24 protein-coding genes are annotated in these 24,268 nt (G+C 59.4%); 14 read left to right on the top strand and 10 right to left on the bottom strand.

What is annotated here, in order from left to right; all coding sequences use genetic code 11:
• Positions 1–37: 37 nt before the first annotated feature.
• Positions 38–1,381 carry a chloride channel protein gene (locus ACQZ5Y_RS02005; RefSeq protein WP_174049239.1) on the top strand — a complete coding sequence of 448 codons (1,344 nt, stop codon included), beginning with the start codon at positions 38–40 and terminating at the stop codon, positions 1,379–1,381.
• A 7-nt stretch (positions 1,382–1,388) separates the two neighbouring features.
• Here the strand turns inward: ACQZ5Y_RS02005 and ACQZ5Y_RS02000 are convergent, their stop codons facing one another.
• On the bottom strand, positions 1,389–2,141 hold the full coding sequence (locus ACQZ5Y_RS02000; RefSeq protein ID WP_003511884.1) for a DUF3750 domain-containing protein: 753 nt from the start codon (positions 2,139–2,141) through the stop codon (positions 1,389–1,391).
• A gap of 73 nt (positions 2,142–2,214) precedes the next feature.
• Here ACQZ5Y_RS02000 and ACQZ5Y_RS01995 point away from each other — a divergent pair, with 73 nt between their 5' ends.
• Together ACQZ5Y_RS01995 and ACQZ5Y_RS01990 are read left to right on the top strand one after the other, a co-directional pair.
• A complete protein-coding gene (locus ACQZ5Y_RS01995; RefSeq protein ID WP_174049240.1) occupies positions 2,215–3,207 on the top strand; it encodes an asparaginase in 993 nt (330 codons plus the stop codon).
• Positions 3,208–3,451: 244 nt separating this feature from the next.
• On the top strand, positions 3,452–4,072 hold the full coding sequence (locus ACQZ5Y_RS01990; protein ID WP_013635651.1) for a glutathione S-transferase family protein: 621 nt from the start codon (positions 3,452–3,454) through the stop codon (positions 4,070–4,072).
• 98 nt (positions 4,073–4,170) lie between these two features.
• On the opposite strand, the gene ACQZ5Y_RS01985 is transcribed toward ACQZ5Y_RS01990, so the two are convergent.
• Positions 4,171–4,830, bottom strand: coding sequence for a glutathione S-transferase family protein (locus ACQZ5Y_RS01985; protein ID WP_003511889.1), 660 nt, complete (start codon positions 4,828–4,830; stop codon positions 4,171–4,173).
• 81 nt (positions 4,831–4,911) lie between these two features.
• The gene (locus ACQZ5Y_RS01980; protein WP_003511890.1) at positions 4,912–5,427 is read right to left on the bottom strand and encodes a MarR family winged helix-turn-helix transcriptional regulator; all 516 of its coding nucleotides are present in this window, start codon (positions 5,425–5,427) and stop codon (positions 4,912–4,914) included.
• A gap of 141 nt (positions 5,428–5,568) precedes the next feature.
• Here ACQZ5Y_RS01980 and ACQZ5Y_RS01975 point away from each other — a divergent pair, with 141 nt between their 5' ends.
• The 4 genes from ACQZ5Y_RS01975 to ACQZ5Y_RS01960 all read left to right on the top strand — a co-directional run bounded on the left by ACQZ5Y_RS01975 (position 5,569) and on the right by ACQZ5Y_RS01960 (position 11,197).
• Complete coding sequence (locus ACQZ5Y_RS01975; RefSeq protein WP_174049241.1) at positions 5,569–7,101, top strand: MDR family MFS transporter; 1,533 nt, start codon at positions 5,569–5,571, stop codon at positions 7,099–7,101.
• Positions 7,102–7,327: 226 nt separating this feature from the next.
• On the top strand, positions 7,328–8,344 hold the full coding sequence (locus ACQZ5Y_RS01970) for a ligase-associated DNA damage response exonuclease (RefSeq protein ID WP_035251638.1): 1,017 nt from the start codon (positions 7,328–7,330) through the stop codon (positions 8,342–8,344).
• A gap of 1 nt (position 8,345) precedes the next feature.
• Complete coding sequence (locus ACQZ5Y_RS01965; protein ID WP_003511896.1) at positions 8,346–9,971, top strand: cisplatin damage response ATP-dependent DNA ligase; 1,626 nt, start codon at positions 8,346–8,348, stop codon at positions 9,969–9,971.
• Between the two features lie 260 nt (positions 9,972–10,231).
• On the top strand, positions 10,232–11,197 hold the full coding sequence (locus tag ACQZ5Y_RS01960; protein ID WP_111783254.1) for an alpha/beta hydrolase family protein: 966 nt from the start codon (positions 10,232–10,234) through the stop codon (positions 11,195–11,197).
• 45 nt (positions 11,198–11,242) lie between these two features.
• Here the strand turns inward: ACQZ5Y_RS01960 and ACQZ5Y_RS01955 are convergent, their stop codons facing one another.
• Positions 11,243–13,963 carry a heavy metal translocating P-type ATPase gene (locus ACQZ5Y_RS01955; RefSeq protein ID WP_174049242.1) on the bottom strand — a complete coding sequence of 907 codons (2,721 nt, stop codon included), beginning with the start codon at positions 13,961–13,963 and terminating at the stop codon, positions 11,243–11,245.
• Positions 13,964–14,130: 167 nt separating this feature from the next.
• Between ACQZ5Y_RS01955 and ACQZ5Y_RS01950 the strand changes: the two genes are divergently transcribed.
• From ACQZ5Y_RS01950 to ACQZ5Y_RS01940, 3 genes are all read left to right on the top strand, one after another.
• Positions 14,131–15,039 carry a L,D-transpeptidase gene (locus ACQZ5Y_RS01950; protein ID WP_019564146.1) on the top strand — a complete coding sequence of 303 codons (909 nt, stop codon included), beginning with the start codon at positions 14,131–14,133 and terminating at the stop codon, positions 15,037–15,039.
• A 159-nt stretch (positions 15,040–15,198) separates the two neighbouring features.
• Complete coding sequence (locus ACQZ5Y_RS01945; RefSeq protein WP_174049243.1) at positions 15,199–15,924, top strand: L,D-transpeptidase; 726 nt, start codon at positions 15,199–15,201, stop codon at positions 15,922–15,924.
• Between the two features lie 266 nt (positions 15,925–16,190).
• On the top strand, positions 16,191–17,219 hold the full coding sequence (locus ACQZ5Y_RS01940) for a calcium-binding protein (RefSeq protein WP_174049244.1): 1,029 nt from the start codon (positions 16,191–16,193) through the stop codon (positions 17,217–17,219).
• Positions 17,220–17,265: 46 nt separating this feature from the next.
• Here the strand turns inward: ACQZ5Y_RS01940 and ACQZ5Y_RS01935 are convergent, their stop codons facing one another.
• The gene (locus ACQZ5Y_RS01935; RefSeq protein ID WP_174049245.1) at positions 17,266–18,126 is read right to left on the bottom strand and encodes a hypothetical protein; all 861 of its coding nucleotides are present in this window, start codon (positions 18,124–18,126) and stop codon (positions 17,266–17,268) included.
• Between the two features lie 85 nt (positions 18,127–18,211).
• Positions 18,212–18,670 carry a MarR family winged helix-turn-helix transcriptional regulator gene (locus ACQZ5Y_RS01930; protein WP_174049246.1) on the bottom strand — a complete coding sequence of 153 codons (459 nt, stop codon included), beginning with the start codon at positions 18,668–18,670 and terminating at the stop codon, positions 18,212–18,214.
• Between the two features lie 193 nt (positions 18,671–18,863).
• On the opposite strand from ACQZ5Y_RS01930, the gene ACQZ5Y_RS01925 reads away from it, so the two are divergent.
• From ACQZ5Y_RS01925 to ACQZ5Y_RS01915, 3 genes are all read left to right on the top strand, one after another.
• On the top strand, positions 18,864–19,286 hold the full coding sequence (locus ACQZ5Y_RS01925; protein ID WP_003511906.1) for an organic hydroperoxide resistance protein: 423 nt from the start codon (positions 18,864–18,866) through the stop codon (positions 19,284–19,286).
• A 96-nt stretch (positions 19,287–19,382) separates the two neighbouring features.
• A complete protein-coding gene (locus tag ACQZ5Y_RS01920) occupies positions 19,383–19,766 on the top strand; it encodes an MbcA/ParS/Xre antitoxin family protein (RefSeq protein WP_038490193.1) in 384 nt (127 codons plus the stop codon).
• Positions 19,726–20,487 (top strand): RES family NAD+ phosphorylase, encoded by a 762-nt coding sequence (locus ACQZ5Y_RS01915; RefSeq protein ID WP_026330607.1) that lies wholly within the window; start codon positions 19,726–19,728, stop codon positions 20,485–20,487. The genes ACQZ5Y_RS01920 and ACQZ5Y_RS01915 overlap by 41 nt, the downstream gene beginning before the upstream one ends.
• Before the next feature lie 42 nt (positions 20,488–20,529).
• On the opposite strand, the gene ACQZ5Y_RS01910 is transcribed toward ACQZ5Y_RS01915, so the two are convergent.
• The 4 genes from ACQZ5Y_RS01910 to ACQZ5Y_RS01895 all read right to left on the bottom strand — a co-directional run bounded on the left by ACQZ5Y_RS01910 (position 20,530) and on the right by ACQZ5Y_RS01895 (position 23,387).
• Positions 20,530–22,044: an ABC-F family ATP-binding cassette domain-containing protein gene (locus tag ACQZ5Y_RS01910; RefSeq protein WP_174049247.1), complete on the bottom strand. Its 1,515-nt coding sequence runs from the start codon at positions 22,042–22,044 to the stop codon at positions 20,530–20,532.
• Between the two features lie 159 nt (positions 22,045–22,203).
• Positions 22,204–22,392: a hypothetical protein gene (locus tag ACQZ5Y_RS01905; protein ID WP_112155229.1), complete on the bottom strand. Its 189-nt coding sequence runs from the start codon at positions 22,390–22,392 to the stop codon at positions 22,204–22,206.
• Positions 22,393–22,417: 25 nt separating this feature from the next.
• Positions 22,418–22,840 (bottom strand): YciI family protein, encoded by a 423-nt coding sequence (locus ACQZ5Y_RS01900; RefSeq protein WP_038490203.1) that lies wholly within the window; start codon positions 22,838–22,840, stop codon positions 22,418–22,420.
• Between the two features lie 100 nt (positions 22,841–22,940).
• Complete coding sequence (locus ACQZ5Y_RS01895; RefSeq protein WP_013635660.1) at positions 22,941–23,387, bottom strand: MarR family winged helix-turn-helix transcriptional regulator; 447 nt, start codon at positions 23,385–23,387, stop codon at positions 22,941–22,943.
• A gap of 150 nt (positions 23,388–23,537) precedes the next feature.
• Here ACQZ5Y_RS01895 and ACQZ5Y_RS01890 point away from each other — a divergent pair, with 150 nt between their 5' ends.
• Positions 23,538–24,266 carry a DUF899 domain-containing protein gene (locus ACQZ5Y_RS01890; protein ID WP_174049248.1) on the top strand — a complete coding sequence of 243 codons (729 nt, stop codon included), beginning with the start codon at positions 23,538–23,540 and terminating at the stop codon, positions 24,264–24,266.
• Positions 24,267–24,268 lie beyond the last annotated feature (2 nt).

Raw genomic sequence — 24,268 nt, 5'->3', positions numbered from 1 at the left:
CGTCTGCTAAATACCAAAACCACCGATCTGGACCGCCATGCCTGTCGATTACAAGAAGCTGAAAATGCTGCGCCGTTCCCGTGTTGTGTGGGGTTCATGGCGGGTGTGGAAGCCGAGGGCGGTTTTCTGGATCGGCGCGCTTGCAGTCGGCATCATCAGCGTCGGTTTTGCCTGGGCGGCGGATCGCGCCCAGCATCTTTTCTTTGCGGCAACATCTGCCGGCGAATGGGCGTTTCTGCTGCCGCTAATTATCACGCCGCTCGGTTTCACGCTGTGCGCCTGGCTGGCGCTGACGGTTTTTCCCAATGCCGGCGGCAGCGGCATTCCCCAGGCCATCGCCGCGCGGCACCTGCGTGACGACGCGGATCGTTCGCGGCTCCTGTCGCTGAAACTCGCTTTCGGCAAGGTCGCGCTGACGGTCGTCGGGCTTTTGTCCGGTGCGTCGATCGGGAGAGAGGGACCAACCGTGCAAGTCGGGGCCTCGATCATGCTTCAGGCGGCGCGCTGGGGCGGCATGGCACAGGCAAAGGGTCTTATTCTTGCCGGATCAGCGGCGGGTATTGCCGCAGCGTTCAACACACCGCTGGCCGGCATCGTGTTTGCCATCGAGGAAATGAGCAAGACCTACGAATCCCGGGCAAACGGCCTCGTCCTTACCGCCGTCATCCTGTCCGGCCTTGCCTCGCTGGCGCTGGTCGGCAGCTATACTTACTTTGGCACCAGTTCCGTCATGGCTAAAACCATGATGGACTGGCTGCTCGTGCTGGTCTGCGGCATTGGTGGTGGTGCGTTCGGCGCGCTGTTCAGCGCGGGCGCGCTGCGCCTGTCCGCGCGTATCCGGCGCTTCGCCCAGGCCATGCCGTCAAGGCGGATGCTGGCGGTTGCCGCCGCCTGCGGCCTTGCCTCCGCCGTCATCGGTATTGCAACTGATGGCGCGACCTTCGGAACGGGTTACGAACAGGCGCGCGCCGCAATCGAGGGCCAGGCCGCACCGGCCTTCTTCTTCATCGAAAAGCTGGCGGCCACGTTTCTGGCGATGATGTCGGGCATTCCGGGCGGTATATTCGCGCCGTCGCTGTCCGTTGGCGCGGGCTTTGGCAGTACGATGGCGACTTTGCTGGGTACGAGCATCGGCCTTGGCGCCATTGTCGGCATGGCGGGATATTTCGCGGGCGTGGTGCAGGCCCCCATGACGGCTTTCGTGATCATCCTCGAAATGACCGGCAATCATGACGGCGTCATCCCCATCATGGTGGCATCGATGCTGGGATATCTAACCTCCCGGCTTTTCTCCCGGGAGCCGCTCTATCACGGCCTGTCGCGTGTTTTTATTGCCCAGAGCATCCGCGCCAAACGCGCAGCACACGCCGCTGAGACCTGACCCGACTTTACGCGCGGATACCCGCCACTCCGAAATAGCCAAGTCCCGGTATCTTCACACCGGGCCGGCTGAAATCGAAGCCCGCGACCAGGCCGAGGAAATTGACCTCGAAGCCACTGCGTGCGCCCGCCGAAATACCGAACAACCCGCCAAGCGAGAGGCTAGCATCCTTCCAGTCGTCGGCGACGTGGTAAAACGCGCCGTTGGGCAGATAGTCGCGGCCCACCGCGTCTGATGGCAGAACCACACCGAGCTCCGGCACGCTGCGCAGCACATGGGCAACGAAAGTGTTGGAGTTGGGACCGGGATAGATACGATAGCCGCCCGGTTTGCCATAGGGATAGTCGGCAATCGCCTGTTCGATCTTCGGGATCAGTTTTTCCGCTGCCGCCCCATGAATGGCCACCACCTGACGCGGCGTGTTGGAATACCAATAGGCATCCGCCGGATAGCCATTGTGGCGTATCGGCATTCCCCAGCCCACCTTGTCGTAGCGATCGTAGGCCGTCGCGCCCGGCTTTTTCAGCACGATCCAGGCATGGCTGGCGACGGAGCCTTTAAAGCCACCGGTCATGGCGGAAAAAACGTAAACCGCCGCCTGCCGGTCGGCACCTGCTTGCGGCAGGGTGCCGGAAGAAGACCAGCGCGCGTCACGCCAGCCCTGCGGGTGATCCCTCATGGCCCACAACCCCGCCGATGCCAGAGCTGGCAGCAGATAGATGATGGCAATCGCCAGCAGCAGACGTTTTGCAAATTTCACTGATAGCCTCGTGCATCGAAAAATCAATTGCGCTATCAACGACATAAAATCAGAACTTTTTGAGGCCGCAAAAATGAACAATTCCGTTACCGTCGAAGTCCTCAGGGGCAGTCTGGTCGAAAGCCGCCACCAGGGTCTTGCAGTGGTGGTGGATGGCGATGGCGGCGTGGTATTTTCAGCTGGTGATGTCGAGCGTGGCGTCTTCCCGCGTTCTGCCTGCAAGTCCATGCAGGCGCTGCCGCTGGTGGAAAGCGGCGCGGCGGATGCCTATGGCTTCGGCAATCGCGAACTGGCGCTTGCCTGCTCTTCTCATTCCGGCGAGGATGAACACGCGGCGCTCGCCGCCTCCATGCTCGCAAGGGCGGGCAGGGATGTGGATACGCTGGAATGCGGCGCGCACTGGTCTTCCGACCAGAAGACCATCATCCATCAGGCCCGCACGCTGGAAAAGCCGACAGCGCTTCACAATAATTGCTCCGGCAAGCACTCCGGCTTCATCTGCGCCTGCTGTCACACAGGCACCGACCCCAAGGGCTACGTCGGTTACGACCACCCCCTGCAGCGGGAAATCCGCGCGACGATGGAAGGCCTGACGGGTGCGGCGCTTGGCCATGACAATTGCGGCGTGGACGGTTGCTCGATCCCCACTTATGCCGTGCCGCTGAAGGGTCTGGCGCATGGTTTTGCCAAGATGGCGACGGGCAGGGGGCTGGAGGCCGGGCGCGCGCAAGCCTCCCGCCGGCTCTTTGACGCCTGCATGGCGGAACCCTTTTACGTGGCGGGCACCGGCCGCACCTGCACCAGGCTGATGCAGATCGCGCCGGGCAGGATTTTCGCCAAGACCGGCGCAGAAGGCGTGTTCGTGGCCGCACTGCCGGAAAAGGGCATCGCCATGGCGGTGAAATGCGAAGACGGCACGACGCGTGCGGCGGAAGCGATGATTGCCGCAATGCTGGCGAAATATTTCGATGGCGCCGAGAACGAGGCGCTGCTTGCCATGGCAAACCGGCAGATGCGCAACTGGAACGGCATCCACGTCGGCGATATCCGGGTTGTCGGCCTCTAGAGCATCTCCTGTAAAACTGCGCAGCGGCTTTACGTCCGGACCATGCATAAAGACAAAAAATAAGGCGCGCGGTATGCCTTCGGTTAAACGCGACGCGCGTCAGAAATAACCTTTGACGCGGCCCGCTGCCGGCAGGATGATGGTTTGCCCTTGCATGTGATGGTCTGCCAGATCGCCGCCGCAGGGGCTGGCGTCTGCACGCGAGGAGGTGGGCGCCCCTCATTGCCCTGGAGGTTGCATATCCATGTTCACACTGTTTTTCTCCCCCGGTTCCTGCTCCCGCGCCAGCCATATCGTGCTTGAGGAATCCGGCCTGCCTTACACGGCCCATCGCGTCAACTTCGCCGAGGGCGAGCAGCGCTCCGAGGCATTCCTGAAGATCAACCCGAAAGGCCGCGTGCCAGCGCTGGCAACGGCAAGCGGGGTGCTGACGGAAACGCCTGCCATCCTCGCCTTCATTGCGCAGATGGCTCCGGAGAAGAAACTCGCCCCACTCGACGATCCCTTCGAATTCGCCCTGATGCAAGCCTTCAACGCCTTCATTTCCTCCACGGTGCATGTCGCCCATGCGCATGGCCGGCGCGGCAGCCGCTGGGCGAGCGAGGATAGTTCCCTGGCGGATATGAAAGCGAAGGTGCCGCAGACCATGACCGATTGTTTCGAACTGATCGAGCACGGCATGCTGCACGGCCCATGGGTCTTGGGCACCGCCTATTCGGTCGCCGATCCCTATCTATTCGTCATGTCCGGCTGGTTGGAAAGCGACGGCGTGGATATCGCCCGCTTCCCGAAGGTGCATGATCACTTCAGGCGCATGAACGAGCGCCCGGCCGTGCAGCGGGCGCTGGCGGGTGAGAAGGGGTGATGTGCTAAAAAGCTTGCTTCGTCATCCTCGGGCTTGTCCCGAGGATGACGTCGAGTGCGGAGAGAGGTCTGCCAACTATCCCCAGCTAGTGCCTTCGTTCACGCCGCCTCGGCGGCCCGGCTGTCCCACATGGACTTGAATGCCGTGCGGGCCTGGCAGCGCTCCAGCCAGGCTTTCAGCGCCGGATGGGCGTCAAACAGCGGCTGGTGGCCCTGCGCGTAACGGACGATTTCCGCCACGTTGAGATCGGCGACGGTGAAACGGTCGCCTACCAGATAATCGTGGCTGGCAAGATGTTGCTCCAGCACCCGGAAGGGCCGCCTCAAGAGGCGCGCGGCGACATCGATCACCGCTTTGCCGGCATCGCTTTCCGAAAGCCCTTCGGCGATGGCGGAGGAAATCTTCAGCGAATTGGTCTCGATTTCGGTCGCGGCAAAGAACGACCATTGCAGCATCGCCGCATCTTCCTTCAGGTCGACCGGTGCGAGCGGTCCGCCATATTTGCGGACGAGATAAAGGTTGATGGCCATGGATTCATAAAGCACCATGCCGTCATCTTCGATGCAGGGGATGGTGCCCATCGGATTGATGGCCAGAAACGCGGGGGACAGCGTGTTGAGCGGCGCGTCTGCGGCCAGGGGATCGGCAACGCGGCGGGCCTGCACGACAGGCACGTGCTTGAATTCCATGCCCAGTTCCCCGGCAAGCCAGAGCGTGCGCGTGGCGCGGGAACGGTAGACACCATAGATCGTCAACATCGAAGTCACCCTTTTACCTTTTCGATGGCGGCACGTTAAGGTCTCGTCCTTTTAAAGTGAAGTTGTGGATGTCAGGGTCAACTATGATTTTTTCTGATCCGTCAGGAGGTCCGTATCCGGTGACAGCCGGGCCTCGAAACGGTCGATGAACCGATCGAAAAGCCGGGCGAATGTCTCGACATCCTCCTCCGGCCATCCATCCATCACGTCCTGGATGACGCTCATCTTGGTCCGGCGCATTTCCTGCAGCAGACTGGTGCCAAGTGGTGTGATTTCGACGATGCTGCGGCGTGCATCTTCCTGCGAGACGCCGCGTTTCAACAGGCCGCGCCCGACCATATCCGCCACCACCCGGCTGCCGCGCGAGGGGTCGATGCGCATGCCCTCGGCAATCGCACCAACGGTGACATCACCGTCCGCGCGGCGCAATATATCGAGAACGTCGATATGGGAGAGTTCCAGACCCGGAGCCACCTTGGCAAGCGCCATGCGCCCGATGATGCGCCGTCCGATCATGATGCGCATACGCGTCATCGTATTGCCGATGCGCTTGATGTCTTCGGGCAGATCCTCGTTCCAGTCTTCCTCAGTCGACACGCTCAGCCGTTCCTTTCAATCCCGATTTGCGATCACATTTAGCGCCAATATCATGGATGTCAAAAACTTGCCATTGACATATATATGCTAATAGCACACAAATTGTCGCAGCAAAATTGCCGAAACTCAACGAGATTTTTCATGGATATGTCCGTTGCCCCCGTGGCGCCGCTTGTGTCGGATCACCGGCGTAGGCTCATCGTTTTCCTGTTTCTGATGCTGGCCATGTTCATGGCTACCCTCGACAACCAGATCGTCTCGACAGCGCTGCCCACCATCGTCGGCGAGTTCGGCGCGCTGGAGCGTTTCGGCTGGATCGGTTCGGCCTATCTTCTGGCCACCAGCGCGGTCATGCCTGTTTATGGCAAGCTCGGAGACCTGTTCGGGCGAAAATACGTGATGATCGCTGCGGTTATCATCTTCACGCTCGGCTCGCTCGCCTGCGGGCTGGCCTGGTCAATGGATAGCCTGATCGCGGCCCGCGTGCTTCAGGGCCTTGGCGGCGGCGGCATCATGGTTTCGATCTTCTCCGTCAATGCCGATCTGTTCGAACCGCGTGAAAGAGCCCGTTACCAGAGCTATTCCAGCCTCACCATCATGGCGTCGGGCAGCGTCGGGCCCATTCTCGGCGGCACGATGAGCGATCTGTTCGGCTGGCGGTCGATCTTCCTCATCAACCTGCCACTCGGACTTATCGTCATCACCGGCCTGATTTTCCTGCTGCCCTACCGCCGTCCCGCGCGTCAGCCGAAGATCGACTATCTCGGCGCCGTCCTGCTGGCAGCGACGATCGCAAGCGTCGTCTTCTGGGCCGACAGCAGCGAATTGTTCGGTTCGCTTATCGCCGGTCCCAGCCTCGGTATTATCGCTTTCGCCGTCATCGCCGCCTTCCTCTGGGTGCAGGTGGAACGTCGCGCGCCGGAACCCGTGGTGCCGCTCAGGCTCTTCAAGGACAGCACCTTTCCGCTGTTGATGATAGTTTCATTGACCAGCGGCGGCATTGGCATCGGCATGGTCAATTATTACGCGCTGTTCCTGCAGACCACGACCGGGCTTTCCCCAACCCATGCCGGCCTGTTCTTCATCGCCGTCACCGGCGGCATCGTCATGGGTTCACTGTCTGCCGGGCGGTTGATCTCGATCACCGGCGTCTACAAGCCGTTTTCGGTGGCCGGGCTCACCATCAATGTCATCGCCATGCTGCTCTTCACGCAGATGCATGCGGGAACGCCGCTTTGGCTGATTGCGATTCTCATGCTGGCGCAGGGTTTCGCCGTCGGCCTCGGCCAGCAGGCACCCATTATCGGCGTGCAGAATTCCGCGCCGAAGGCCGATATCGGTGCCGCGAGCGGCGCGGTGACGCTCACCCGCATGGGCGGCGCAGCAATCGCCATCTCGGTCTATGGCGCGATCGTCACCTCCAGCCTCAAGGGCGTTGCCGTGACCATTCCGGGTGTCGGAAGGATTGAGGAATTGACGCCGAAGATGCTCTCCGAACTGCCCGCGGCATCGCAGGCAGCCGTTGCCTCGCTCTATTCGGATGCCTTCACGCCGCTGTTCTTCGCAGCCGCCGCAACCGCCGCCATCGGCCTTGCCGCAGCACTGATGCTGAAACCGGTCCGGTTGCCAGCCGCAGCACAGGCGGCCAAGCCGGCGGAAAGTGCGGGGGAGTAGGGGGCGGCTGTCCTTATAAGGCGCGGTGAACTCGAGCTGTGCCTTCCTCCGGCAACTTGCTCTTCCCTCATCCCTGTGAGAAGCACATGGATGAGGGATGGTTCCGGGCCTTTCCAATATGCCCGCGACCTCTGAGCGCGAAAACAAAACCGCACCCCTGGAAATTTAACGCCCGTTCCGCGTTATGCTCGCAGCACTTTAAATTCGCGCGGGCGGCCCTATCTCAATGAATATGAAGCCGGAACAGCTCCTGAACTCCACGCCCAAGGGTCTTTATTGCCCGCCGGGCGATTTTTATATCGACCCGGTGCGGCCGGTGGCGCGTGCATTGATAACCCACGGCCATTCCGATCACGCCCGCGCCGGCCACGGGGCGGTGCTGGCCACACGCCAGACGCTCGATATCATGCGCATCCGTTACGGCGAGGACTTCTGCGGCAGCGAGCAGGCGGTCGCATTCGGGGAGACGGTGGAGGTAAACGGCGTGACCGTCGGTTTCCACCCGGCGGGCCATGTGCTGGGTTCGGCGCAGATCTCCGTGGAAATGAACGGCATGCGCATCGTTGCCTCCGGCGATTACAAGCGCGGTATCGATCCCACCTGTACACCCTTCGAAACGGTGCCGTGTGATGTCTTCATCACCGAGGCCACCTTCGGGTTGCCGGTGTTTCACCACCCGCTGCCGCGGGTGGAAATCGGCAAGCTGCTCACCTCCATCAAGCAGTTTCCCGAGCGCACCCATCTGGTCGGCGCTTATTCACTCGGCAAGGCGCAGCGCGTTATCAGGCTCCTGCGCGACAATGGTTATGCCGATCCCATCTATATCCACGGCGCGCTGGCGCGGCTTTGCGATTATTACGTGTCGCAAGGCATCGATCTCGGTGAGCTGCGCCCCGCGACGCTTGAAAAAAGCGATCCCGCCATCTTCAAGGGCGCGATCGTCGTCGGCCCGCCCTCTGCATTTCAGGAGCGCTGGGCGCGTCGTTTCAACGAGCCGCTGATCGCATTCGCGTCCGGCTGGATGATGGTCCGACAGCGGGCGAAACAGGGCGGCGTGGAGCTGCCTTTGGTCATCTCCGACCACTGCGACTGGCCGGAACTGCTGGAAACCATCAAGGAAATTGGCCCGCAGGCCGTCTGGGTCACGCATGGTCGCGAGGAGGCGCTGGTGCGCTGGTGCGAATTGCAGGGCATTGCTGCCAAACCGCTGCATCTTGTCGGTTACGAAGACGAGGGGGATTGAGATGAAAGCCTTCGCCACCCTTCTCGACCGACTTGTCCTCACCCCATCGCGCAACGGCAAGCTGAAGCTTTTGACCGATTATTTCCGCGATACGCCTGACCCAGACCGGGGGTACGGGCTGGCGGCGATTGCCGGCACGCTGGACCTCAAAAGCGTCAAGCCCGCAATGCTGCGCGAGCTGGTGCTGGAGCGCATGGACGAGGTGCTGTTCCGCTATTCATACGATTATGTCGGCGACCTGGCCGAGACCATCTCGCTGGTCTGGGGCAATATCGGCGGTCTGGATGATTCCGAGGCGCAGGATCCCCGTCTTGGCGAAGTCGTGACGCTGATGAATTCGCTCGGCCGCACCGAAGTGCGCGGAGCGGTGCGCGACCTGCTCGACCGGCTCGATACCTCCTCGCGTTTCGCCTTCCTGAAACTCGCAACCGGCAGCCTTCGCATCGGCGTTTCGGCGCGGCTGGCGCGGCAGGCACTGGCGGATTTCGCGGATAAGGACATCATCGAAATCGAAACCCTCTGGCACGGTCTGACGCCGCCTTACACGACGCTTTTCGCCTGGCTGGAGGGCAAGTCCGAGCGACCGGTTCTGGCGACGCCCGCCATCTTTCACTCGGTAATGCTGGCCACCCCGGTTGCAGACGGCGATCTCGATGGTCTGGACCCTGCCGATTATGCGGCCGAGTGGAAATGGGACGGCATCCGTGTGCAGCTTTCCCGCGCAGGCGAGACGCGCAAACTCTACTCCCGCTCCGGCGACGATATTTCCGGCGCATTTCCCGACGTGCTCGATGCCATCGATTTCGAAGGCGTGATGGATGGTGAATTGCTGATTGGTGGCACGGCGCGCTCCAACAATCTCACGCGCACCTTTTCCGACCTTCAACAACGGCTGAACCGCAAGACGGTGACGGCCAAGATGCAGGATGACTATCCGGCCTTCATCCGCGCCTATGACCTGCTGTTCGATGGTGAGAGCGACATTCGCGCGCAGACCTATCTAGAACGCCGTGGCCGCCTGTCGGATATCATCGAACATGCCCCGCATGACCGCTTCGACCTGTCTCCGCTCATCGGTTTTTCAACATGGGACGAGCTGAATACGCTGCGCGCCGCGCCGCCCGATCCGGTGATCGAAGGCGTCATGATCAAGCGCCGCGACAGCGCCTACCAGGCCGGCCGGGCCAAGGGACCGTGGTTCAAGTGGAAACGCGATCCCTACAATATCGATGCTGTCATGATGTATGCGCAGCGCGGCCATGGCAAACGCTCGAGTTATTATTCCGATTTCACCTTCGGCGTATGGGCGGAAGGGGAGGATGGTGAACAGCTGGTGCCGGTTGGCAAGGCCTATTTCGGTTTTACCGATGCGGAGCTGGAAGTGCTCGACAAGTTCGTGCGCGACAATACCGTCGAGCGTTTCGGGCCCGTGCGCGCGGTGCGCGCCACGCCGGATTTCGGTTTCGTGCTGGAGGTGGCTTTCGAGGGCATCAACCGTTCCAACCGCCACAAATCCGGCGTTGCCATGCGGTTTCCGCGCATTGCGAGGCTTCGCGCTGACAAACTCCCGGCGGAGGCGGATCGCCTGGCGACGCTTGTGGCGATGATCGATGGCGTTGATGGGTAGGGGTCTCCGCTGTCTCCCTCATCCCTGTGCTTGTCACAGGGATCCAGCCAGCCCAAGTCGTTGGGCTGATGGGACTCTTCCCGCCGCGCCGATGCGCGTCGACTGGATTCCTGTGACAAGCCCAGGAGTAAGGGAATGTTTTGTCCAGAAAATGCCATGATGGCTGCGAATACATTGTTGTCATTCGCGAATCCGTGATTGGACAGCCTCTCGCCGCAGTGCTGAACTGCTTCTAATGTTTTGATCACTCAGGTGCGCATATGCCAGATAAACGCTTTCTCTCCTCAGCATTCGGACAGGAAGAAAGCGGCGCGACCTTAAGGAGCCTGACGCGGCGCAATCTGCTTGTGGGTGCCATGGGCCTGTCAGCAGCGGCACTTCTGCCCGCAGGTGCGAAAGCGGGCATTCCCACGCCCGAAGTGCTGCCGCTGGAAAAGCAGGATTACGGCGAGGCGCGTAAACGGTTCCATACCCATTTGCTGCGCAAAATGTCCGCTCCGGAAAAATCATCGCCGCTCGGCACACCGCCGGGCGCGGAACGGGTCACCTATCGTGGCGGGCCGGATGGTTCCATCGAACTTGTGGCCTGGCTTTCCCATTATCAGCCCTCGACGGTACTCAAACCCGCGGTGCTTTTCCTGCACGGCGGCAACGCCACCGGTGACGGCCATTGGGCGATGATGAAGCCCTATTGGGAGGCGGGTTTCGTGGTGCTTTTGCCGTCCTTCCGGGGCGAAAACGGCCAGAACGGCAATTACTCCGGTTTCTACGACGAAACAGCGGATGCGCTGGCGGCGGCGACCTATCTGGAAAGCCTGCCCGGTATCGACAGGAAACGCTTCTTCATTGCCGGGCATTCCAATGGCGGCACGCTGACGCTTTTGGCCGTCATGAGCCGCAAATTCCGTGCCGCCGCGCCGATTTCGGCGGGCGTCAATTCATGGCGTTACTTCAACCGCTACTCGGACGAACTCTGTTTCGACGAAACCGACGAGCGGGAATTCATCATGCGCTCTTCGGTCTGTTTCGGCCCCAGCCTCAAATGCCCGGCGCTGTTGCTGCGCGGCACGGAGGAGCGCCCATTCGACGCCGATCACCAGCTTTTCGTCGACCGCGCCGTGTATTCGGGATTCAAGGTCGACAAAAAACTGCTGCCCGGCACACACAATGGCGTGGTGCCGGGCGCCGTGACGGAAAGCATCCGCTTTTTCAACGAATTTGCATAAAAAAGGGCCGAAAACCGCTTTGCAGCTTTCGGCCCTCTCGTAAAGTCAGGCGCTCTTCTTGAAGTAGCCGAGCAGCCGCATGGCATTGGCGGTGACGAGAACCGTAGCGCCGGTGTCGGCGAAGACAGCGAGCCACAGGCCGGAGAGGCCGGTAACCGTTGTCACCAGGAATACCGCCTTCAGGCCGAGCGCGATCGTTACGTTCTGGTGGATATTGCGCATGGTGGCGCGCGATAGGCCGATCAGGCGGGCAGCATCGCCGACATTGTTGCGCATCAGCGCTGCATCCGCCGCTTCCATCGCCACATCCGTGCCTGAGCCGATGGCGACACCGACGCTTGCAGCCGCGAGGGCGGGCGCATCGTTGATGCCGTCGCCCACCATCACCACGGTTTTCTTCTGGGCAAGCTTGCGGATTTCCTCGACCTTGTTCTGCGGCAGGAGTTCGCCGCGCGCTTCAAGTCCCAGCTTGTTGCCGATTGCCTTTGCCGTGCGGGCATTGTCGCCAGACAGCATAAGCGAGGAAATACCCATTTCCTTCAGTGCCTTGATGCCTTCTGCCGCATCCTTGCGCGGTTCGTCGCGCATGGCGAAGAGACCGCTCGCCGCTCCCTCGGCCATGACGACGGCCACGGTCTTGCCTTCGCTTTCCAGTGCGGAAATGCGCTCTGCAAGTTCCGTCGATACGGACCCGACTTCGGTTGCAAAACGCGGCGCGCCGATGAACAGGCGCTTGCCGCCGACGGTGCCCTGCATGCCACGACCGGAAATCGCCTTGATCTCCGAGCCGGGCAGGGGAGTTACGCCTGCCTTGTTGGCATGGTTGACGATGGCTCTGGCAAGCGGATGGCTGGACTCGTTCTCGATGGTCGCGGCTTGCGCGATCAGCCCGGCCTCGTTGCCGTCAAGAGCCACCACATCCGTCACGACAGGTTCGCCGAGCGTCAGCGTGCCGGTCTTGTCGAAGGCCACGGTTTCGGTGCGTGCCAGCATCTCGATAACCGCACCGCCCTTCACCAACATACCGTGCCGTGCCGCAGCCGAAAGGCTGGAGGCGATGGCAGCGGGAACGGAAATGACGAGTGCGCAGGGGCAACCGATCAGAAGCAGGGCGAGACCGCGATAAATCCAGGTGTCCCAATCGCCAAGGCCCACAAGCGGCGGCACGACGATGGTAAGTGCGGAAATCGCGACGATCAGCGGCATGTAGTAACGCGAGAAGTTCTGGATAAAGCGCTCGGTCGGGGCGCGGGCGTCCTGTGCTTCTTCAACGAGCGTGATGATGCGGGCAATGGTGTTGTCTTCCGGCGCGCGGTCGACCCGAATGCGCAGCGAACCGTCATGGTTGATCGAACCCGCAAAGACGCGTGCGCCTTTTTCCTTGGCGACCGGAATGCTCTCGCCGGTCATCGGCGATTCGTCGACGCTGGATTCGCCTTCCATCACAACGCCATCGGCGGCAATGCGGTCGCCCGGACGCGCCACGACCACCTGTCCGATGCGAACCTTATCGGCGGCAACCTGCCGAAGCGTACCGTTTTCTTCCACCAGTGCCGTTTTTGGCAGCAGGGAACCGAGAGCCTTGATGCCCGAGCGGGCACGTGCGGCGGCAAAGCCTTCCAGCAACTCGCCAACGGAGAACAGCAGCACGACGATGGCCGCTTCTTCCGCCTCGCCAATGATGATGGCACCGATGGCGGCAATCGTCATCAGCATCTCGATGGTGAAGATCGCCCCGAAACGCGCGGCGTTGAAGGCGTTGCGCGCAATGGGAAACAGCGTGACCAGCGTTGCGACGATGAAGGCGTAACTGCCCCATGCCGGGAAGCCAAGCTCTGCCGCATAGGCAACGGCCACGAGAATGGTGCCGGTGAAGGTGTTGCGCGCCTTGGCGGTGCGCCACCACACGCCTTTTTCATCCGCGCCATGGGCGTGGCCTATGTCGGCGCTCTGCGCGACGGTTTCAACGCTCCCGTGGCTATGCGCGTGCTTCGCATCGTCATGATGGTGGCCGCCGCAGCTTGAGTGGTCGTGGTCGGCGTGGTCATGGCTCGAATGGTCGTGGCCTGAATGATCATGTTTGTGATCGTGATCATGGCTGTGATGACCGCCGCATGATCCATGGTCATGGTCGTGCACATGATCGTGATTATGTTCTTCGACCTTGCCAAGTGCGGTTTTTTCCTGCGGCAGCAAGGCAGGCTTGAAGCCGAGCTTGCGCAGCGTGTCCTCGATCTTGTCGACCGGGGTTTTGTTATCTGCCAGAGAAAGGTTCAGCCTTTCGCGCGCAACGGATACCTTGACGTCGGCAACACCGGGCAGACGCGAGAGCGCGGTTTCGATCTTGGCCGCGCAGCTGGCGCAATCCATGCCGCCGACAGAGAAGGTCAGGGCATTTTTCTGCTCGATGCTCGGTGCTGCTTCCGCATGGTGATGACCACCGCACGATGAATGGTCATGATCATGCCCATGATCGTGATGTTCCGCCGCAATCTTTTCGCGCGGAGCCTTGTCCTGCGGCAGCAAAGCGGGCTTGAAGCCAAGTTTGCGCAGCGTATCCTCGATTTTTGCGACCGACGTTTTGTCTTCCGCCAGCGAAAGGTTCAGCCTTTCGCGCGCAACGGAGACCTTGACGTCGGCAACGCCGGGCAGGCGGGAGAGCGCCGTTTCGATCTTCGCCGCACAGCTGCCGCAATCCATGCCGCCGACCGTGAAGGTCAGGTCTCCTGATTCCCCGTTCAAACTGCCGCGTGTCGAAATATTCATGGTTCTAGCTCCTGAATTCCACTCGACAGCCAATCTGGCACCTCTAGCAACTAGAGGTTCAAGGGCAAAAATGCGCTTTTCCGATTTTTTTTGAAAGGCACACACCAGCCTCGCGCCAGCCGCGCAATGCATCATGCCTTCAAACTTGGTTTCATGAAGCGGTTCAGATGACAGCACTCCTATTGAAAAACTGCCGCCGGGCGGCCTCGCTGGCGGTCATTGCGCTGCTGCCTTTCCTGAGCGGCTGCCTTTTCGTGACGGATACGAGCCGGATGAACCCGGACGTCTTCGTTCAGGAAACGGCGCCGGTGTTCAATTTCAATTCCGTAAGCTCCAATCGCCAGCCGGAACTGCCACCACAGCCGGGTCAGCTTTCTACGCGCCCGCCGGATCTGTTCAGAACCCGCTTCCATCAGGAATACGGTCCGCCGGTGCGCGGGCAGGGCCTGAGCGCGCCGCAGGTGCAGGGATTGAATGTGCCGCAGGCGCAAGGTCAGGCGATGGCCTATGGCCTTCCGGTCTCCAATCCGCTGCACCGGGTCATGTATGGCCCGATCCGCGATGACGACCGGTCCCTGCCGGCCATTCCCTATGGTCGCATCGATCCGCGTTATCTCCGGCAGGAGGTGAGCTATCAGACTGCGGAAGCGCCGGGTACAATCGTCGTGGATACAAAGCAGCATTTTCTCTATCTGGTGCAGCCGGGCGGCAAGGCTATCCGGTATGGCGTTGGCCTCGGGCGCGACGGTTACGCCTGGTCGGGTCGCGGCAAGATCCAGTGGAAGGCGAAATGGCCGCGCTGGACGCCGCCCGACGAAATGGTCAGGCGCCAGCCGGAACTCACCTCCATTTCCGCCGCCAATGGCGGCATGACGCCGGGTCTCAACAACCCGCTCGGCGCGCGTGCCCTTTATATTTTCAAGGACGGCAAGGACACGCTTTACCGCGTGCACGGAACGCCCGACTGGCAGTCCGTCGGCAAGGCAACTTCGTCCGGCTGCGTGCGCATGCTCAATCAGGATGTGATCGACCTCTACGAGCGCGTACCGAAGGGCGCACAGATTGTGGTTATCTGACCACTTTCTAAAAGAAAGCGCTGCATCGTGGGGTTCCCCCAGCGCCTTCTGACTGGCTTTTAGCGGTCGGTTAACTATTTTCGCAATACGCCTGTGTACGTGGAACAAACGATGTACAACGGCGATATAGCCGTTCGAAATGTGGGACAATCCGGCCTTATGACAAGCACCGACACAGATCTTTCCAGACGCACTTTCCTTTCCCTTCTGGGTATTTCCTCCGCTTCGTTGCTGGCGGGCTGCGCTTCTTCCGGCACGGGTGAAGCCATTCGCCAGCAGGCGAGCAGCATCGGCAGCGATTTCCGCCAGATGTTCTCGTCGGGCGTTAGCGATGCGGAACTGGCCGTCATGTACGGTTCGGTCGAGGATGGCGGTTACGTCATTCCCGCGGTTCCCTACCAGAAGATCGACCAGCGTTATTATCGTCAGCGCGTAGTCGATCCGACCGGCGAACGCCCCGGCACCGTCGTCGTGGATACGCGCTCGCGTTTCCTCTATGTCGTGGAGCAGGGCGGCAGCGCCATGCGTTACGGCGTCGGCATCGGCCGCGATGGTTTCGCCTGGTCCGGCGAAGGCGTCATCCAGTGGCGCCAGAAATGGCCGAAATGGACCCCGCCGGACGAAATGGTCGCCCGCCAGCCGGAACTGGTCAAATATTCTTCCAAGAACGGCGGCATGCCACCGGGCCTGAAAAACCCGCTCGGTGCCCGCGCGCTCTATATCTTCCAGAACGGCAAGGACACGCTTTACCGCCTGCATGGATCGCCGGAATGGAACTCCATCGGCAAGGCCGTCTCTTCCGGCTGCGTACGCCTGATGAACCAGGACGTCATCGACCTCTATGACCGCGTGCCGCAGAAGGCGCGTGTGGTTGTTTGGCAGTAGGTCTGACTGGAAGCTCTGATAGGCATCCGCTAAATTAACTGGCGAATAATGGCTGCAACATGAAGCATGTTGTAGCCATTATTTATTTCTAATATATCGACATTATTTTTAATGTTAATAATCAATTCTGTAGTATATTTAGAAATTCCGTGACTTTTGTTGATTTTATACTATAATGGGTTTGGGTATTCATAAGTATTTTCGAAATGAATTTCCTGCATTGCAATCATTCTAATATCTCTGTCGTTAATCGAGGAGTGAATGGCATGACTCTTTATCTCTCAAATATTTGGCAGGTCGGTACTAGCCCCTACGAAATCTTTTACGGTGATCGCTATGGTGTGGCGAGAAACGACGTATTTCAGCTGGGCGGCAGCGAGACCGGCACTCTGGGTGGTGTTCGAAACGGATGGGAAAAATTTTATGGCGGCGCGGGTGTAGACACGATTTACGTCGCTCCCAAGTATTATTACTCCTGGACTGCCGTGATGATCGACCACAATGGCTTGGACAGCGTGGAACGTATCGAGTTTAACAGCGCCACCTCCTGGCCGGTAAAACCAGTCTATTTCGCTGGAATGGCAGATTTTTCGAGCGTCACATACATGTCGCCCGGCGTGACGATCTATGGCCGCGAGAACAGCAATATATTCGTCGGTAGTCAGCTTGGGGAAAGGGTCGAAGGCGACGGCGGTGACGATCTGCTCTTTGGCAACGCCGGAGACGACACGTTGTACGGTGATACGACCGCGGTAAATCCCTGGCCGGCGCAATTGAATGCCGCTGGCAATGACTGGTTGTTCGGTGGCGCCGGAAATGACTATCTTGATGGTCAGGGTGGTAACGACAATCTGTCCGGCGACGCTGGCGATGACACTCTTTACGGCGGACCCGGAAGCGACCAGCTTAGCGGTGGAGACGGCGCCGATAAGCTTTTTGGCGGAACCGGAAATGACCAGTTGCGCGGCGGTGCGGGAAATGATGAGCTACATGGTGGAGATAACGATGATCTGCTTGATGGCGGTTCCGGTAGGGACATTCTCTGGGGTGACGCGGGCGCGGATACTTTCCAGTTCGTAACAATTGGCGCTTCGAGTTTGGTTGAAGACTTTCAAATCGGCGTTGATAAGCTACGTTTTCATAACGCCATTGCCGATGAATTCAGCGATTTAACGATCATCGATAATTCAACCGGGTACGCAAGTATAACTGTGGGCGATGTTGAAGTTATTTTGAACGGGGTGTCATCAGCCTCTTTAAATAGTTATATGTTTGAGTTTGGCGTGTATGCATGATGCGAACGGCTCCGCCGGGACAAGCGGCGGAGCCTTATTAAATTTATTAGGATTGAAGCTCTGACTTTTTATATTTCTTTGTGACATTTCCATTTGAATCAAATATTTCCAACTCACCGTTTTCGTTGTATTCAATCATTTTCCGTCCATTATCATAGTATATAACGCCTGGTGTCACGGATACTTGGCCGTTTTCTCCAAGTTTAAGAGCCATAGCGGAACCGAAAAATTCCTTCAAAGCTCTTTCGCTATAATACATATCTTGGCGTGATACTGCGCAGTAATAGCCATTGTTTGCTTTTCTGAGTGCTGCCAATTCGACGCGAGCCTCATAGGCGCGATCACTGGTGAAATGCTCGACCTGCTTTTTAACAACAGTTTCATCTTCGCCATTCGCGATGCGTTTTGCACCCCATTCAGCATACTGAGCATTATATTCTTCACGCGGCGGTACTATGATTTCGGGATCATAGCGTGGACTGGCTCTTGATGCTTGGATGATCAGGTTCGTTACGATGAACTCCGCATTTTCCGCGGTGCGCTCAATCGGATTGACGTAGTAGGACGACATCATATTCCTGGCGGCGGCGTTCATGGCGCTCATCGTCGCCTGCGGAATGGCGGCGGAGACGGTTTCTTTTTTTGCGACGGTTTCCAACTTTGCTTCGGTAGCCTGCGAAGCGAGCGTCGAAATCGTCTCAATGGCCTGCGAAGTTCTTTGCTGGCCTCCGGATACCATCGCGAGTATCGAGCTTGCGGCATCTTTGCCCGATATTTTTGTCACTGAAAAAGTTTGATTGAGAATGGTCAGCGCCGTTGAATTTGCAGAGATAAAAGCCATCGCCATGCCTTTTGAAATCTGCCGCAAAATGCCTTCATCGGCTTCTGGGGCTGGAAACGCAGCCATATGTCATTTTAGCTGCATAAAATATAAATGCAACTTTATCGAGAAGTGGTTAACAGATGCTTTATGACCCCTGGTTTTTCAGGGGTTAACTCCTCGCAAGCCCATCTTTAAGCGCATTAACCTGGTCCCGCAGTTGCACCAGTTCCTCCAGCCCGCAGCCCGTGGCGTTGCCGATTGCCGCCATGATCTTCACGCCCTCCTTTTTGAGATCGGCGCCCTTGGGCGTTACGGCCACCAGCACCTGCCGCTCGTCAACAGTTCCGCGTTTGCGGGTGATCAGCCCGGCATGTTCCAGCCTTTTCAGCAACGGCGAAAGCGTGCCCGAATCGAGGCCCAGCATTTCACCGAGTGCCTTCACGGTGGAGGTTTCCTTTTCCCACAGGGCCATCATGACCAGATATTGCGGATAGGTCAGGCCGATCGGGTCCAGCAGCGGCTTATAGGCGCGGGTGAAAGCGTGCGCCGCGCCGTAAAGGGCAAAGCATATCTGCTGGTCCAGCCTCAACAGGCTTTCTAAATTGTTGTCGTCGCTCTCTGCGCCCATTGTTCTGCTCCAAAAATCAACCGGGAAGGGAACAATCAGCCCTGCCTTTCGGTTCCTGCCACATGGATGCGCGGCGAAATTTCGTGAAATTATCGCAAAAAACAATTTTTTATTCAATGTGCAAAATTATATTGCGCACAATTGAATTGCGCATTATAAGAAACCCAACACCAACCCAACGGGAGTAAATGCCATGCCTATTCTCTACACGACCAAAGCATCCGCCACCGGTGGCCGCGCCGGCAACGCCAAGTCGGAAGACGGCGTGCTCGACGTAACGCTGACCGTTCCGAAGGAACTCGGCGGCGATGGCGCCCGCGGCACCAATCCGGAGCAGCTTTTCGCAGCCGGTTATTCCGCCTGCTTCCTCGGCGCCTTGAAGGCTGTCGCCGGCAAGCAGAAGGTAAAGATTCCTGAAGACACGACTGTGACGGCAACCGTTGGCATCGGGCCGCGCGAAGACGGCACCGGCTTCGGCATCGAAGTGTCGCTGAAGGTCAACATTCCCGGTCTTGAGCGCGAAAAGGCAGAAGAACTGGTAGCCGCCGCTCACATCGTGTGCCCTTACAGCCACGCCATGCGCACCTCCACGGAAGTGCCGGTCTCTGTGGCCTGACCCAGCAAGTTCCAGCAGCAAGGCCGGGTTAATCCCCGGCCTTCTTGTTTGTGGAAAGAAAAGTGCTATATTCTTTCTAAGGAAAGGATATATGCCATGAATATTCACGCGAAGACCGCCATGGATCCTGCTTCGCAGGGCAGGGTCGTCACCAAGGCCGTTGTGACCGCTGCCGAGCGGCTGGGCCTTAACGCGGCCCGCACCGCGGATATTCTCGGTGTTTCCGCCCCGACGGTGTCGCGTATGAAGCGGCTCGATTTCCTGCTGGAGCCGGGCGCCAAGTCTTTCGAGCTTGCGGTGCTGCTGATCCGGGTTTTCCGTTCGCTGGATGCAATCGCCGGCGGCGATGAGGCGGTAGCCAAAAACTGGCTGCGCAATCACAATACGGCGCTCAACGCCGTGCCTGCCGAGAGACTCACCACCATTACCGGATTGATCGATGTCCTCTCCTATCTGGACGCCCGACGCGCTCCTGTCTGAAAAGCGCGCCGCATCGGGAAAATACTGGAGACTGGTGGAAGCGCAGCATCAGGTTTCCACCATGAAGCTGGTGGATACGGTGGAGGAGCAATCGCTGCTGGAAGATATTCTGGAGGCGAGCAAGCGGCCCTTTCCGCCGGAATGCGCCGGGCTCGATTATCTTCTTGCCACGCCCTTCCGGTATGGTGCGGCCTATCCACATGGCTCGCGTTTCCGCCGGGCTGGCTTTACCGAAGGCGTTTATTACGCCGCAGCCAAGGTGGAAACCGCGCTTGCCGAAATGGCCTTCTACCGGCTCCTGTTTTATGCGGAATCTCCCGGCACACCGCTGCCTGCCAATCCCGCGGACTATTCCGCCTTTGCCGCCCGTATCGCCACCGATGCGGCGCTGGACCTGACGCAACCGGAATTGAACCGGGACGAGGCGCTGTGGACCGACCTGCAGAATTACGAGCCATGCCAGGCGCTGGCCGAGCAGGCGCGTCTGGCGAAGATCGAGGCGATCCTCTACCGCTCGGTGCGCGATCCCGCAGGCGGCCTCAATATCGCGGTCCTGTCGCCGAAAGCCTTTGCCGAAAAAATGCCGGTGGAACGGATGAGCTGGCGCATCCGCCTGTCGAAGACCGGGGTGCAGGCACTGTGCGAATTTCCGATGCGCAGAACCGGGTTTGCGGTCGCGGATTTTTCCGGTGATCCACGCCTCGCCAGCCTGCTGGGCTGACGGGCGTTTCGCTTGTTTTACTCTCAGCCAGTTTGACGGGCCTCATGCCGACGCGAAAAACGCTTCGGGATCGTCGACTTCCACCAGCCTGCGCTTGTCGATCAGCCAGAAACGTGTTCCGACCGCCCGCACGAAACTCCTGTCATGCGAGACGAAGACGCAACTGGCCGAACGGTTGATGATTTCCGCCTCAAGCGCTTCCTGCCCATCTATATCAAGATGGTTGGTGGGCTCGTCCAGCAGGTAGAAATTCGGTTCCGCCAACCGCAGCGCCAGCATGGCGAGCCGCGCCTTCTGGCCGCCGGAAAGCGTTGCGATCCGACGTTTCTGCATTTCCATGTCGATACCGGCACCCGCAAGCAGGCCGTGTATGCGCTGGTCGCCAATGTCGAATCGGCGGGTCATGAGCGCAAATGGCGTGCTGTCGTCGTCGATTTCGGCAAGCGACTGATCGACGTATCCGGCCACCAGCGAAGGCGTGACCTTTATGCCGTCCTGTATTTGGCCTTCATCCATCACCGCCGCTTTCAGAAGCGAGATCAGCCGCGTCTTGCCGACGCCGTTGCGGCCGAGAATGACGATGCGGTCGCCCTGGTGGACAAATTGCCGGCCGGTGCGAAACAGCAATGTCCCGTCCGGCGTCGAGACCGGCACATCCTCCAGAGTGACCAGAACCTTGGCATGGGTACCGCGATTGGCGAGCTGGATCTTGCCAGCGGAGCGCTCGCTATGTGCTGGGCGCGCATTCTCCTCCAGTTTCTCGGCACGCTGGCGCAATTGCTTGGTCTTGACGGTCAGAAGATCGCTGCCCGAATTGATGCCGATATTGTTGAGCTTGGCGGCCTGCCGGCGCAATTGCTGCGCGGTTTTCATGTCGCGCTGGAAACGCCGCTCATCGGCGGCATCCTCCTCTTCGAGTGCCGCACGCGCATGGCCGTAAGGCAGCCGGAACAGCGCCGAATTTTCCGGCCGCAGGAAGAGCGTGGTCTTCGTGACATTGTCGAGAAAGGCGCGATCATGGCTGACGATGACGACCGCCGTGTCGCGCGGCAATTGACCGAGCCAGCTTTCCAGCACGTTGATTTTTTCGAGGTCGAGATGGTTGGTCGGCTCATCGAGCAGGAGAACGTCAGGCTCGGTGATCCACGCCCGCGCCAGCATGGCAAGTCGCTGCCAGCCACCGCTCAGCTCTTTCAAATGGCGATGACGATAGGGTTCCGGCACCAGCATGGCATCAAGAATAATGTCGGCGCGCCAGCTCTCATTGTCGATCTCATCCGCCGGCAGGGCGGAAAGCACGGCGTCCCGCATCGTCTTTTCCAGAAGTGGGGAGGGCAGGTGCTGGTGGACGATGGACTGCGTCAGCCCCCGCAACCGGGTGATATCACCGCTGGTAGCGTCCAGTTCACCGGCAAGGCAATTCAGCAGGGTGGATTTGCCGTGGCCATTCGCAGCGACGATGCCGATGCGGTCTCCGGCATTCACGGTGAGGCCAAGATTGGAAAAAAGCGGCTTTCCCAGAATGATTCCGAGGTTTCGAAGCGTGATAAGGGTCATGAAATTGTCTCTGGCAAAACGGATCTGTGACGAACCGTGGTCTGCGACAATGCAGTACGGGATATCGGTTCGAGGTGATCCGTCGTGAAAACATGCGCAACGGCAGACAAGCTGCATTCTGCGCGGCCTTTCGGGCAAACCAGAGTTTTGGTGTTCCGGTCAGCCCTGCAAACGCGTCTGCAGGGCAAAAAGGTGGCAGATCTGGCGGTTGCGCCAGAAGCAGGAAATATCCATGCGAAGCCTCCTTTCTTGATACGTGTTCAACCGTTCAACAATTAACAGCGGCAGGGGTTCGAGGCAATGGCTTTTGAAGAGGCGGGTGGTGCCGGAGAATACGGCGACCCGCATTCTCCAGCCCTCAAGCGCGGCGCCCTTACTGTTTTGCCACGCGCTCGCGCAGTTTTTCCACATGTTCGGCGATTTCAGGTGTCACCGCGTCGCCGAAATCCTCCATTTCGAACATCGGGCGGATTTCGATTTCGCTGCGCTCCAGCATCGGGTTGGGGCAACGCTTCACCCACTCCACGGCCTCATCCATGTCCTTCACCTTCCAGAGCCAGAAGCCGGCAACCAGCTCGTTGGTGTGCGGGAAGGGGCCGTCGATCACGCTGCGGCTGTCACCATCGAAAACAACTCTCTTGCCTTTGGAGGAAGGGTGGAGGCCATCACCGGAAAGCATGATGCCGGCATTGACCAGTTCCTCGTTGAACTTGCCCATGGCTTCCATCAGTTCGGTGGTCGGCATTATGCCATCCTCGCTGCTGCGGGTGGCCTTTACAAAAACGATAACACGCATGGTTTCCTCCCTTGTTGCGTCTTCCTCGTTAGTTTCGCCGTCCGGCACGACGGGTAGATGACATTTTCACGGGTAAAAGTGGAAATATGCCGCTTTCCCGTCAGCCGAGATCAATGAGGTCGCGGCGCAGCCGGTCGGGGTCGCCGCTGCCGATGCGGGCCTCGATTTCGGCGTGGGTCTGTTGCCAGATGGGGAAGGCGGCGGTGAGTACGGCCATGCCTTCCACCGTCAGCCGCAGCCGCTTGCCGCGCTTGTCCTTCGGGTCCTGCTCGATACTGACCAGCCCACGCCGCTCCAGTGGCTTCAGCGCTGCCGTCAGCGTCGTGCGGTCCATTGCCAGAAGATTAGCGACCGGCCCCATCGGCGGCGGCTCCGGCCGGTTGAGCGACATCAGCAGGGAAAATTGGCCGTTGTTGATGCCGACTGGCTTCAATGCGTTATCGAACAGCCGCGCCAGCGCCCGCGCTGCACGTTGCGCATGCAGGCAAAGACAGGAGTCCCGCACTAAAAGAGTTGCCGAAAAAGGAATCACGCTGGCGTTTGACATGGACTATATATGTTGATATCAACGTAATTAGTCAAGCGGAACCTGTAGCCTTGCTGACGGTTTTCCTGGCTTTCAATGCAGACACAGGCGGCGCCCACCATGGAAGCGGAGCGGTGCCGTGGTGAAAGACGGATCCAAGGAGGAAAGATCATGTCTCATCCCGTCGTTTCGAATGAGGAGTGGCTTGCGGCCCGCCGCGATCTGCTGGTGAAGGAAAAGGAATTGACCCGCGCGCGCGACAGGCTGAACGAGGCGCGCCGCGCATTGCCATGGGAAGAGGTGACGAAAGATTATATTTTCGACGCGCCTTCAGGCCCCAAATCGCTGAAGGAACTCTTCGGCAATTGCAGCCAGCTCATCGTATACCACTTTATGCTGGCACCTGACTGGGAGGAGGGCTGCACCGGCTGTTCCTTTTTCGCCGACCATGTCGATGGTGCGATGGTTCACCTGAAGCACGGCGATGCGGGTTTCGTTGCGGTCTCGCGCGCACCGCTCGAAAAGATCGAGGCCTATAAAAAACGCATGGGCTGGAAATTCCCTTGGGTCTCGGCCAACGGCAGCGACTTCAACTATGATTATCAGGCCTCCTTCCGTGATGAGGATATCGAGAGCGGGGCGATCACCTACAATTACCGTGAGATCGAGCCGATGGACGACCTGAAGGACCTGCACGGCGTCAGCATTTTCGCCAAGGGCGAGGACGGCAGGATTTACCATAGCTATTCCGCCTATGCCCGCGGCATGGAAGAGACGCTCGGTACATTGATGCTGCTCGATCTGGTGCCAAAAGGCCGTAATGAAGAGGGTGTAATGGATTGGGTGCGCCGGCACGACCAGTACGAGGACGAGCCCAAGGCCGCGTCTTGCTGCCACTGAAA

Source organism: Agrobacterium sp. A3-95 (assembly GCF_053521785.1).
This window is presented reverse-complemented; position numbering and strand designations above follow the sequence as displayed.

Coding starts and splice junctions, on each gene's coding strand:
- ACQZ5Y_RS02005 (WP_174049239.1), top strand. CDS start 38: ATGCCTGTCGATTACAAGAAGCTGAAAATGCTGCGCCGTTCCCGTGTT.
- ACQZ5Y_RS01995 (WP_174049240.1), top strand. CDS start 2,215: ATGAACAATTCCGTTACCGTCGAAGTCCTCAGGGGCAGTCTGGTCGAA.
- ACQZ5Y_RS01990 (WP_013635651.1), top strand. CDS start 3,452: ATGTTCACACTGTTTTTCTCCCCCGGTTCCTGCTCCCGCGCCAGCCAT.
- ACQZ5Y_RS01985 (WP_003511889.1), bottom strand. CDS start 4,830: ATGTTGACGATCTATGGTGTCTACCGTTCCCGCGCCACGCGCACGCTC.
- ACQZ5Y_RS01975 (WP_174049241.1), top strand. CDS start 5,569: ATGGATATGTCCGTTGCCCCCGTGGCGCCGCTTGTGTCGGATCACCGG.
- ACQZ5Y_RS01970 (WP_035251638.1), top strand. CDS start 7,328: ATGAATATGAAGCCGGAACAGCTCCTGAACTCCACGCCCAAGGGTCTT.
- ACQZ5Y_RS01965 (WP_003511896.1), top strand. CDS start 8,346: ATGAAAGCCTTCGCCACCCTTCTCGACCGACTTGTCCTCACCCCATCG.
- ACQZ5Y_RS01960 (WP_111783254.1), top strand. CDS start 10,232: ATGCCAGATAAACGCTTTCTCTCCTCAGCATTCGGACAGGAAGAAAGC.
- ACQZ5Y_RS01955 (WP_174049242.1), bottom strand. CDS start 13,963: ATGAATATTTCGACACGCGGCAGTTTGAACGGGGAATCAGGAGACCTG.
- ACQZ5Y_RS01950 (WP_019564146.1), top strand. CDS start 14,131: ATGACAGCACTCCTATTGAAAAACTGCCGCCGGGCGGCCTCGCTGGCG.
- ACQZ5Y_RS01945 (WP_174049243.1), top strand. CDS start 15,199: ATGACAAGCACCGACACAGATCTTTCCAGACGCACTTTCCTTTCCCTT.
- ACQZ5Y_RS01940 (WP_174049244.1), top strand. CDS start 16,191: ATGACTCTTTATCTCTCAAATATTTGGCAGGTCGGTACTAGCCCCTAC.
- ACQZ5Y_RS01935 (WP_174049245.1), bottom strand. CDS start 18,126: ATGGCTGCGTTTCCAGCCCCAGAAGCCGATGAAGGCATTTTGCGGCAG.
- ACQZ5Y_RS01930 (WP_174049246.1), bottom strand. CDS start 18,670: ATGGGCGCAGAGAGCGACGACAACAATTTAGAAAGCCTGTTGAGGCTG.
- ACQZ5Y_RS01925 (WP_003511906.1), top strand. CDS start 18,864: ATGCCTATTCTCTACACGACCAAAGCATCCGCCACCGGTGGCCGCGCC.
- ACQZ5Y_RS01920 (WP_038490193.1), top strand. CDS start 19,383: ATGAATATTCACGCGAAGACCGCCATGGATCCTGCTTCGCAGGGCAGG.
- ACQZ5Y_RS01915 (WP_026330607.1), top strand. CDS start 19,726: ATGTCCTCTCCTATCTGGACGCCCGACGCGCTCCTGTCTGAAAAGCGC.
- ACQZ5Y_RS01910 (WP_174049247.1), bottom strand. CDS start 22,044: ATGACCCTTATCACGCTTCGAAACCTCGGAATCATTCTGGGAAAGCCG.
- ACQZ5Y_RS01905 (WP_112155229.1), bottom strand. CDS start 22,392: ATGCGGGTCGCCGTATTCTCCGGCACCACCCGCCTCTTCAAAAGCCAT.
- ACQZ5Y_RS01900 (WP_038490203.1), bottom strand. CDS start 22,840: ATGCGTGTTATCGTTTTTGTAAAGGCCACCCGCAGCAGCGAGGATGGC.
- ACQZ5Y_RS01895 (WP_013635660.1), bottom strand. CDS start 23,387: ATGTCAAACGCCAGCGTGATTCCTTTTTCGGCAACTCTTTTAGTGCGG.
- ACQZ5Y_RS01890 (WP_174049248.1), top strand. CDS start 23,538: ATGTCTCATCCCGTCGTTTCGAATGAGGAGTGGCTTGCGGCCCGCCGC.